Here is a 10193-nt window from a genome sequence, read left to right as displayed (position 1 = left end):
CCCCCCCCCCCCCCCCCCCCCCCCCCCCCCCCCCCCCCCCCCCCCCCCCCCCCCCCCCCCCCCCCCCCCCCCCCCCCCCCCCCCCCCCCCCCGCGTGGTGCCCGTTCGGACCGTGGTCAGGCGCCCGGTGCGGGATCCGGCGGGTAGCCGACGGGCGTGTCGGCGTAACTGCCGTAGGCCCGCATCTCGGCTGCCGCCGCGAACGGCAGTCCGTTGAGCGCGCTGAGCGCGGTGAAGCGGACATAGCTCGCGCGGACCCGGTCGAAGGCGATGACCTGGGTCGACGGGGAGTCCACGAGGGTGCCGCGGGCGACGGTCGTCCAGGTGGTGCCGTTGTCGGAGACGGCGACCTCGTAGCCGGCCACCCGGCCGTTCTGCCCGCCGCTCTGGCGGTCGAGGTAGCCGAAGCCGTCGAGGTCGGCGGGGCCGCCCAGCTTGAGGGTCACCCAATGGGGGTACGGCGCCTCGGAGTTGGTGTAGTCGGTGTGCCAGATGGTGCCGGGGTCACCGTCGAGCACGTTGGAGACCGGTCCTTCCGCGGCTCCCGAGGAGAGGTTCTCGGAGTCCGCGGTCGCCGTCATCGAACTGGGCGAGAGCAGCGCGCGGGTCGCGACGGTCGCCTTGGCGTCCGCCGACACCGACTTGGTGGCGCCGTCGTCGGTGTAGCCCGCCACGACCTTCCAGGAGGCGGCGGTCCCCGCCGCTCCCGCGGGCGGGGTCAGCAGCCAGGTGGTGCTCACCGACGCGCCGGGCTTCACGGTGGCGAAGCTGTTGCCGTGCTCGGTCTTCACCGCCGCGGTCCACCCGGCGGGGAGGCCGTCGAGCCGCTGGACGACGCCGGTGGCGTCGGTCAGCTCGCTGTTGGTGAAGGTGGTCACGTACTCGCTCGGCACGCCGGGGCTCAGCTCGGCGGTCGGCGGCGTCGTCACACTCGCGCACGCCGGACCCGCCGGGGCGGGGCCCAGGTCGGTCACCGAGAAGTCGTCCAGCACGAAGTCCGTGCCGTTGGCGCCGCCGAGCTTGCGCAGCCCCACCCAGGTGTCGCCGCAGCCCGCGACGATCTCCTTGGAGTACGTGGCCGTGTCGAGCGCGGGCGCGAGCACGTCGCGCGTCACGTCCTTGGAGGCGACCTTTCCGCCGCCGACGACGTCCGCGCCGGTCACCCAGGCCCACTGGCCGTCGAGGTTGGTCTGGTAGCGGAAGGAGACCGCGTACGTGTGGCCCGCCACGAAGGGCACGGTCGCGGGCACCGTCCGGTAGACCAGACCGCTGTTCTCCTCGTGGGCCTTGAGCGAGTGGTTCCCGCCGATGACGTCGTCCACCGCCTGGCCCTTGAGGGTCCCTGAGTTGTACGGCGAGTAGGTGTTCTTCCAGGTCTTCTGGCTGTACGGGGCGTGCAGGTCGCTGATGCTGGTGCGCGGGTCGGTGGCGCCGCCCGCGTCGCCCTTGACGAAGGGTCCCCAGCCGGGCTGGTTGCCCTCGAAGTCGTCGCGCGCGAGGACAGTCCCGCCAGAACCGGCCGCCTTCTTGGGCAGCGGCAGCGTCGTGTCGGCCATCAGGCGTATGTCGTCCAGCGTGACGGCCGCGCCCCCCGCCACCGCGCTGACGGCGACGGTGACCTTGCCGTTGGACGGCGCGGTGAAGGTCACCGACGCGCGCTGCGAGTACGTGCCCAGCTTGGCGTCCGCGGCCATCTGGTTGGCGGCGGGCGTGGTGTCGAAGGTGTTGGCGGCGGGCTGCTTGCCGCCGGTGACGGCGAGGGTGGTGGCCCTGCGCTGCCCCTTGGCGATCTCGACGTTGGCGCTGAGGGTGTAGGTCTTGCCGGACGTCAGGCCCTTGACCTGCTGCGAGATACCGGAGGCCGCGGCGCCCAGCCGGGCGACGTTGTCACCGTTGGCGGTGCGTACGGCGGTCGCGCCGCCGCGGGCGTTCCAGGCCGTGAGGTCGCCGGCGTTGAAGCCGGGGTCGTTCAGACCGGTGCCCTGCCCGAAGTCGACGTTGGTGTGCGGCGCCTTGCCGGACTGCGGGGCCAGCACGTACGGCTGGTTCTTGTCGCCGCTGATCGTGACCTTGCCGCCGGTCGGGGTGATGTCACCGGCCTTCACCCGGCCCTGGTCGGTGAGCTTGTAGAGGGTGAAGCGCTTGGTGCCCGCGAACTGCCGTGTCACGTCGAAGGTGTGGGCGCCGCCGGACGCGCTGAAGTAGTACATCTTGTCGGCGTCGCTCGGCGAGGACGTGCCGTTGCCGCGCTTGGCCTCGCCCCACGGCAGCAGGTAGCTGTCGCCGTCGAGGACGAGCGCGCCTCCCATGGTCACCTGGCGCTTGCCGCCCGCCATCGCGACGTGGACACCGCCGGTGAGGTCGGCGGAGGCGCCGAAGTCCCAGGTGGTGAGCTGGTAGTGCTGGAGGAATTTGGTCGGCAGGTTGTCGGTCCAGATGTTCCGGTAGAAGGCGTTGTAGTCGTCCTGGCCGGTCCAGCCCTCGAACTCCTTGATGTCGGAGCCGCCGAGCAGCGGGTCGACGTTCCACACGTCGCGGTCGGAGTTGGCGATGAAGCGGACGATGTTGGAGTTGATGCCCTTGTTGGTGGCGCCGCCGTAGTTCTTGTCGCTCGCCCAGTGCGACCAGATCGAGTCGCCCTCGAATTTGTAGGCCCACTCGCTGGCGACCTCGAAGCCCATCGCGTGGAGCTGGCGGGCCAGTTCGTCGGCGAGCCAGCCGCTGGAGTAGTAGGCGTCGATGTAGACGGTCTTGATGCCGGGCGCCTGCTTGCGCAGTTCCTTGAAGCGGTCGAGGACGGCGCCGCTGCCGAGGTCGGTGCGCTGGTCGATGTGGTACGACTGGTTGAGCCAGTCCCAGCCGTTGACCTGGCCCTGGATGAGTCCCGAGCTGAAGTTCTTGGCCTGCGGGTACGCCTCGGTCACATTGACGTGGACGGCGATGTCGGAGTTGTAGTCGGCGCCCACGGAAGCCAGCTTGTTGAGGTCGGTGAGGCCGCCTGCCCTGACGTTGTAGTCGCCGCCGTAGTCCGGGTGCGCGGAGTCGTGGCCCTCGTTGGCGTAGCCCTTCTCCAGCACCCACTGGCCGAGGTCGTCGGTGGCCAGCGAGATCCGCTTGACGTTGTCGAGCGTCTTGAGGAACGGGTTGGTGGCCTGGCTCGCGAAGTTGAACGGGATGTGCTGCACGACGCGTTCGGGCACCCGGTCGGCGCCGAGCGGGCGCGTCATCGCGGCGCGGTAGGCGAGCGCGCCGTCCTCCCAGGTCACCTTGTTGTCGCCGTTGGCGTCACCGGAGAGCACGACCGTGGTCCGCGGCAGCGCGTACGTCGCCACCCGCCGGTCCGTGGCGCCCTTGGGCGCGTAGGTGTAGTTGCCGACGGACAGCTCCGCGCGGCGCGCGCCGCCGCCCGCGTCCACGATCCGCGACTGGAGCCGGGTGTTGCCGTTGTCGTTGTTGTCCTGCGCGGCGTCGTCGGTCGCGTCGGTGATCAGCCCGCCCGCGAGCGTGGAGTTGCTGACGAAGCCGTACGGGGTGCCGACGGACGCCTTGTCGGGCTTGGCCGCCGCGCTGATCGTGAGGAACTGGTCGGCCGTCGTCGTGGAGTCCGTGGAGATCTTCGTACGGGCCAGGCTCGCGTGCGGGTCGGAGGAGTCGACCGACAGCAGCGACTGGCCGGGGATCGAGAACTGGTTGACGGTACGGGCGGCGCTGCCGGTGATCTTCCGGACGGCGAAGACGACGGTCTTCTTCGCCGTCGCGGTGATCGTCGAGGTGATGGTGACGTTCGGCAGGTCGGCGAAGGTCGAGGTGTACGTCGCGGTGTCGCCGTGCGCGGACATCTTCGTGGTCGCGGTGTGCGCGGCGCCGTTGATGTCGAAGGTGTGCAGGACGGACGCCTGGCCCGCGAGGCTGCCGCCGTTCAGCGCGTACGAGATGACCTGCGGGAATTCCTTGGCGACCGTGACCTTGAGCGCGCCGTGCCTGATCTCGACGGGGGTCGCGGGGTCGGCCGGGGGCGGCGGGTCGACGGGCGCGGGCGTGGTGTCGCCGACGGCGCGGACCCTGATCTCGGAGGCGGAGGCGTTGTCGGACCCGTTGACGGCGCTCTCGGCCTCGACCTTCACATAGCGGCCGGTGACGGGCTTGTCGAAGACGACGGTCTGCACCTCGGTGTTGCTCGTCGGCTGGTGGAAGGAGCCGGTCGCGGCGGGCGCTCCCCAGTTCCCCTTCGGGTCCTTGGCGACGGCCGCGTCGTCAGTGACGAAGATCCGGTAGCCCTTGACCGGGCCGTTGGCCTGGTTCTTCACCGAGTAGTCGACACCGGTGAGGGTGAAGGAGCCGCCGACGTCGAGGGTGATCCAGTGCGGCATCGGGGTCTTGGCGACGCCGACGCCGCCGACCACGTCGTAGGCGACCGTCCACTGCGTCGACGGGTCGTTGTCGAACGCGGCGAGCGCCGTGCCGTCCAGGGCCGGGGGCGCGGGGTAGGCGGGCGACTCGGAGTCTGCCTGGACCAGCGTGTACTGGGCGGGGTCGATCGGGGTGCCCGCGGCGGCGGCCGGGTCGGCCGACGTCTGCGGCGGGGCGGCGAGCGCCGGAGTGACGCCGACCGACAGCAGGGCGAGCGAGGCGAGCAGGGCGGCGGCGGTCGCGGACCGCTGCCGCCGCCACCTTCCGCGGTGGGGTGATCGGGGCGAGCGCGAGGTCATTCCTGTACCACCTAGGGCCGTGAAGAGCCGGGAGCGAGTCGGGAGTGGTGGAGACTGTAGCGGCGATGGCATCGATAACACCAGAGCCCGACAGAGCTTCTTCCACAGGTGATAGCGGCTGACATCGGGCGGTCGTGCGGCCGGTGTGGTCCGGGAACGCGGACAGGCGGCGGCACGGACGGCAGGGGTACGTACTCCCCCGCGCGCGGTGACGCCCTCAGGCCGTTGGCCGGCGCCTGACCGTCAGCGGCGGGCGGGCGCCGTGCTGGCGCGGACGACCAGCGTCGGCTCCACGGAGGCCGGTTCCAAGGTGGCGTCCGGGTCCGCGATGTACCGCATGAGGTGGGAGACCGCGAGCGCCCCCATCTCGGCGAAGGGCTGGGCCACCGTGGTCAGCGAGGGCGAGCAGTACTCGGCGAGCGCGATGTCGTCCACGCCCACGACGGAGATGTCTTTCGGCACCCTGCGGCCCAGTTCGTGCAGGGCGCGGATCACGCCGAACGCCATCTCGTCGCTGGCCACGAAGACCGCGGTGACGTCGGGGATCCGGCCGAGGATGAGGCCGTTGCGGTAGCCGGAGGCGGGCGACCAGTCGCCCGTCAGCTCCGGCGGCACCGTCCTGCCCTCCGCTTCGAGCACCGCGCGCCAGCCCTGCGACCGGCTCGCCGCGTCCAGCCACTCGCCGGGTCCCGCGACGTGCCAGACCGTCTCGTGGCCCAGGTCCAGCAGGTGCCGGGTGGCCAGCCGCGCCGCCGCCGACTGGTCGACCGCGACCACTTCGGTCGCCGACGTGCGCGAACCGTCGACGGTGATGGTGGGCACGGCGCTGGTGAGCTGCTCGATCTGGCGGCTCACATGGATCAGCGGAACGGCGAGCACGACGCCCTCGACGTGCTGGTCGGCCAGCCGCAGCATCGAGCTCTCGATGGCGGAGGTGTCCAGCGACGCGGTGGTGGCGGTGCTGACCGCGTAACCGGCCTCCTGAGCGGCCCGTTCGATGCCGAGGGTGAGGGCGGTGCGGGAGTAGAAGCTGGTCTGGAGGGTGACCACGCCGATGGTGCGGCTGCGGCCGGAGGAGAGCATGCGCGCCGCGTTGTTCCTGCGGTAACCGAGCTGGTCGACGGCGGCGAGCACCTTGGCGCGGGTCTTGTCCTGCACATTGGGGTGACCGGCCAGGGCCCGCGAGACGGTCTGCGCGGAGACCCCGGCGACCCGTGCGACATCCGCCATGCCGGGCGGACGGGAGGCGTCGCGCGCGCTCTGGTTCTTCATGGGTCCCTTCCGGCTGATCCGCTGCCGCCGATGATAGCGGTCGCACCCGCCCAAAGGGGGCGCTCTCCAGCTCGTGGTCCCGCCCCGGACCGGCTGAAGGCACCGCGTTGGCATCGATAACAATCTGTGCCACAGTTCGGTGCTGTGAGCCTTCCGACCACCACCGCACCCGCGGACGCCAACGGCCGACCCGCGCCCCTGCTGTCGTATCCGCACGGCACGTTCCTGCGCGGCGGGCAGCCGCACCGCGTCCTGGCAGGGTCGCTGCACTACTTCCGGGTCCACCCCGAGCAGTGGGCCGACCGGCTGGAACGCCTCGCGGCCATGGGGCTCAACACCGTGGACACCTACGTCCCGTGGAATTTCCACGAGCCGCGCCGAGGACGGCCGTCCTTCGACGGCCCGCGCGACATCGAGCGGTTCGTCGCGCTCGCGCGGGACACCGGCCTGGACGTGATCGTGCGCCCCGGCCCGTACATCTGCGCCGAGTGGGACAACGGCGGGCTGCCCGCGTGGCTGACCGGGACGCCCGGCATGCGGCTGCGCTCCTCGCACCGGCCCTTCCTCGACGAAGTGGCGCGCTGGTTCGACGCGTTGATCCCGCGCGTCGCCGCGCTCCAGGCGGCCCGCGGCGGGCCGGTGGTCGCCGTGCAGGTGGAGAACGAGTACGGCAGCTACGGCGACGACCACGGCTATGTGGCGTGGGTGCGCGACGCGCTGGTGGAGCGGGGCATCACCGAACTGCTCTACACCGCGGACGGCCCGACCGACCTGATGCTCGACGGCGGCGCCCTGCCGGGCACGCTGACCACGGCGACCTTCGGGTCCCGCGCCGCGCAGGCCGCCGAACTGCTGCGCTCGCGCAGAACGGGCGAGCCGTTCGTCTGCGCCGAGTTCTGGAACGGCTGGTTCGACCACTGGGGCGAGAAGCACCACATCCGGACCGTCGACAGCGCGGAGGCCACGCTCGCCGAGATCCTGGACGAGGGCGGCTCGGTGAGTGTCTACATGGCGCACGGCGGCACCAACTTCGGCCTGTGGGCGGGCGCCAACCACGACGGCGACAGGCTCCAGCCGACCGTGACCAGCTACGACTCGGACGCGCCGGTCGCCGAACACGGCGGCCTCGGCCCGAAGTTCTTCGCCCTGCGCGACCGGCTGCTCGCGGTGACCGGCGCGGCCGAAGCGTCCCGGCCGCTGCCCGCGACCGCGCCGCCGCTGACCGCTCGCGCGCTGCCCGTGGTCCGGGGCGCCGGTCTGCTGGACGCGCTCACCGCGCTGTCGCGGCCGGTGGCGTCCCCGCATCCGCTGAGCTTCGAGGAGCTGGAACAGCCCTCGGGGCTGGTGCTCTACCGCGCCCGCCCCCGTCTGCCGCGCGGCCCGCGGGAGATCACCGTGCACGGGCTGCACGACCGCGCCCAGGTCTTCGTGGACGGCGCGCCCGCCGGTGTGCTCGACCGGGAGACCGGCTCGCTCACCGTCGAGGGCGCCGGCGAGCCCGTACTGCTGGAACTCCTGGTCGAGAACCAGGGCCGGATCAACTACGGTCCGCTGCTCGGCCAGGGCAAGGGCATCCTCGGCGGGGTCCGCGTCGAGCGCCGCCTGGTGCACAACTGGTCGGTCCACGGACTGCCGCTGGACGAATGGCCCGCGGCCGTCGTGGAGCGCGCGCCGTCGGTCGCCCCGCCGTCCGGCGACGCGGGTTTCGCGACCGCCCGGTTCACGGCGGACGCCCCGGCCGACACCTTCCTGGCCTTTCCCGGCTTCGGCAAGGGCTTCGCCTGGGTGAACGGCACGCTGCTCGGCCGGTACTGGGAGATCGGCCCGCAGGTCACCCTCTACGTGCCCGCGCCGCTGCTGACGGCCGGCGAGAACACCGTCACGGTGCTGGAGCTGGAGCGTTTCGGCGACCGCGTCGAGCTGCGCGACCGGCCGGAGCTGGGGCCGACCGAGGAGTACGTCGAGACGTTCGACTGAATCGCGCGGCCGGAGGCCACCGCTTCGCGTCGCTACCCGTCCGCGTCGCTGTCCGACGCGGCCTTCTTGGCGCGGCTCGGCTGCACCCGCTTGGGCTCGCCCTTCATCTTGGGGTGCTCCGGCGGGTAGGGCAGGTCGCCGAGGCCGTGCTCGCGCTCGTCCTTGTCGGCCAGTTCGAGCGCCGCGTCCAGCCGGAAGGCGTGCTCGTCCATGTCGGCGTGCACGTCGCCGGCCTCCGCGAACCGCCCCGGCATGGTGCCCAGGTCGAAGTCCTCGGGCACGGCGCTGCTCACCTCGTCCCAGCGCAGCGGCGCGGAGACCGGGGCGTGCGGGAACGGCCGTACGGAGTAGGCGCTGGCGATCGTGCGGTCGCGCGCGGTCTGGTTGTAGTCGACGAAGATCCGCTCGCCGCGCTCCTCCTTCCACCAGGCGGTGGTGATCCGGTCGGGCGCGCGGCGCTCCAGTTCGCGGCCGATCGCGATGGCCGAGCGCCGTACCTGGGTGAAGGTCCACTGCGGCGCGATCGGCACGAAGACGTGCAGGCCGCGTCCGCCGGAGGTCTTCGGCCATCCGGTCAGGCCGAGTCCGTCCAGCACCTCGCGCAGCATGAGCGCCGCGCGTACGGCGTCGCCGTAGTCCGTGCCGGGCTGCGGGTCGAGGTCGATGCGCAGTTCGTCGGGGTGGTCGGTGTCGGCGCGGCGCACCGGCCAGGGGTGGAAGGTGAAGGTGCCGAGGTTGGCGGCCCACAGGACGGCGGCGGTCTCGGTGGGGCAGATCTCGTCGGCGTACCGGCCGCTGGGGAAGGCGATCCGGGCGGTGGGGATCCAGTCGGGCAGATTCTTCGGGGCCCGCTTCTGGAAGAAGGACTCGCCCTCCACGCCGTGGATGTAGCGCTCCAGTGTGGTCGGCCGATCCCTGACCGCGCGCAGGATGCCGTCGCCGACGCTGAGGTAGTACCTCACCAGGTCGGCCTTGGTGAATCCGCGCTGCGGGAAGTAGACCTTGTCCGGGTGGGACACCCGGACGGCCCGCTCGCCGACGGTCAGTTCCAGCGTCTCGGCCATGCGACCACGCTAGGCCGTACGGCCGGGCGGCGCCCGTCGGCGGGCGCCGCCGGGCGGGGCCGCGCACAATCACCAGCATGGACCTTCCGGTGATGCCCCCTGTGCGGCCGATGCTGGCGAAGTCCGCCGCGGCCGTCCCGCCCGGCATGCTCTACGAGGCCAAGTGGGACGGTTTCCGGGCGATCGTCTTCCGCGACGGCGACGAGATCGAGCTGGGCAGCCGCTCGGGCAAGCCGCTGACCCGGTACTTTCCCGAGCTGGTCGAGGCGCTGCGGGAGCGGATTCCGCCGCGCTGCGTGCTGGACGGCGAGATCGTCATCGTGCGGGGCGGCCGGCTGGACTTCGACGCGCTGCTGGAGCGGATCCATCCGGCGGAGTCCCGGGTCCGCCACCTGGCGGAGGTGACGCCCGCGTCCTTCGTCGCCTTCGACCTGCTGGCCGTGGGCGACGAGACGCTGCTGCCGGTGCCGCAGCGGGACCGGCGCGAGGTGCTGGTGGAGGCGTTGCGGGAGGCGACGGCGCCGGTGTTCACCGCGCCCGCCACGCAGGACATCGACACGGCCAAGGAGTGGTTCTCCCGCTTCGAGGGCGCCGGTCTCGACGGGGTCGTCGCCAAACCCCTGCATCTGCCGTACCGGCCGGGCGAGCGGGTCATGATCAAGGTCAAGCACGAGCGCACCGCGGACTGCGTGGTGGCCGGGATGCGGCTGCACAAGAGCGGTCCCGTGGTCGGCTCGCTGCTGCTCGGTCTGTACGACGCCGAGGGGATGCTTCAGCACGTCGGCGTCTGCGCGTCCTTCCCGATGCGCCGCCGCGAGGCGCTGATGACGGAGCTGGAGCCGCTGCGGATGGCGTCCGTCGAGGGCCATCCGTGGCAGGAGTGGGCGAGCGAGGAGGCGCAGGCCGCCGACCGGCTGCCGGGCGGTCCGAGCCGCTGGACCGGCAAGAAGGACCTGTCGTGGATCCCGCTGCGCCCCGAGCGGGTGGTCGAGGTGGCCTACGACCACATGCAGGGCGACCGGTTCCGCCACACCGCGCAGTTCCGCCGCTGGCGCCCGGACCGGGAGGCCGCGGAGTGCACGTACGCGCAGTTGGAGGAGCCGGTGGGGTACGACCTGGCGGAGGTGCTGGGCGCCTGACCGGCCGTGCGGCGGCGCCCTCGTCCGCTCCT

At 72.1% G+C, this 10193-nt stretch carries 5 protein-coding genes; 2 read left to right on the top strand and 3 right to left on the bottom strand.

Features of this window, described 5'->3' with window-relative positions; genetic code table 11:
• Positions 1 to 116: 116 nt before the first annotated feature.
• Together ACZ37P_RS11630 and ACZ37P_RS11625 are read right to left on the bottom strand one after the other, a co-directional pair.
• Positions 117 to 4709, bottom strand: a complete 4593-nt coding sequence (locus ACZ37P_RS11630) for an endo-alpha-N-acetylgalactosaminidase family protein (protein ID WP_467346206.1) — start codon at positions 4707 to 4709, stop codon at positions 117 to 119.
• A 243-nt stretch (positions 4710 to 4952) separates the two neighbouring features.
• Complete coding sequence (locus ACZ37P_RS11625) at positions 4953 to 5981, bottom strand: LacI family DNA-binding transcriptional regulator (protein ID WP_467346205.1); 1029 nt, start codon at positions 5979 to 5981, stop codon at positions 4953 to 4955.
• Positions 5982 to 6125: 144 nt separating this feature from the next.
• On the opposite strand from ACZ37P_RS11625, the gene ACZ37P_RS11620 reads away from it, so the two are divergent.
• Positions 6126 to 7958 carry a glycoside hydrolase family 35 protein gene (locus ACZ37P_RS11620; RefSeq protein WP_467346203.1) on the top strand — a complete coding sequence of 611 codons (1833 nt, stop codon included), beginning with the start codon at positions 6126 to 6128 and terminating at the stop codon, positions 7956 to 7958.
• Between the two features lie 32 nt (positions 7959 to 7990).
• Here the strand turns inward: ACZ37P_RS11620 and ligD are convergent, their stop codons facing one another.
• Positions 7991 to 9022 carry a non-homologous end-joining DNA ligase gene (ligD, locus tag ACZ37P_RS11615; protein WP_355343720.1) on the bottom strand — a complete coding sequence of 344 codons (1032 nt, stop codon included), beginning with the start codon at positions 9020 to 9022 and terminating at the stop codon, positions 7991 to 7993.
• A gap of 77 nt (positions 9023 to 9099) precedes the next feature.
• On the opposite strand from ligD, the gene ACZ37P_RS11610 reads away from it, so the two are divergent.
• Entirely contained in the window at positions 9100 to 10161 is a 1062-nt protein-coding gene (locus tag ACZ37P_RS11610) for an ATP-dependent DNA ligase (protein WP_355343717.1), read from the top strand.
• Positions 10162 to 10193 lie beyond the last annotated feature (32 nt).

Source organism: Streptomyces sp. NPDC024632, from assembly GCF_055559175.1.
This window is presented reverse-complemented; position numbering and strand designations above follow the sequence as displayed.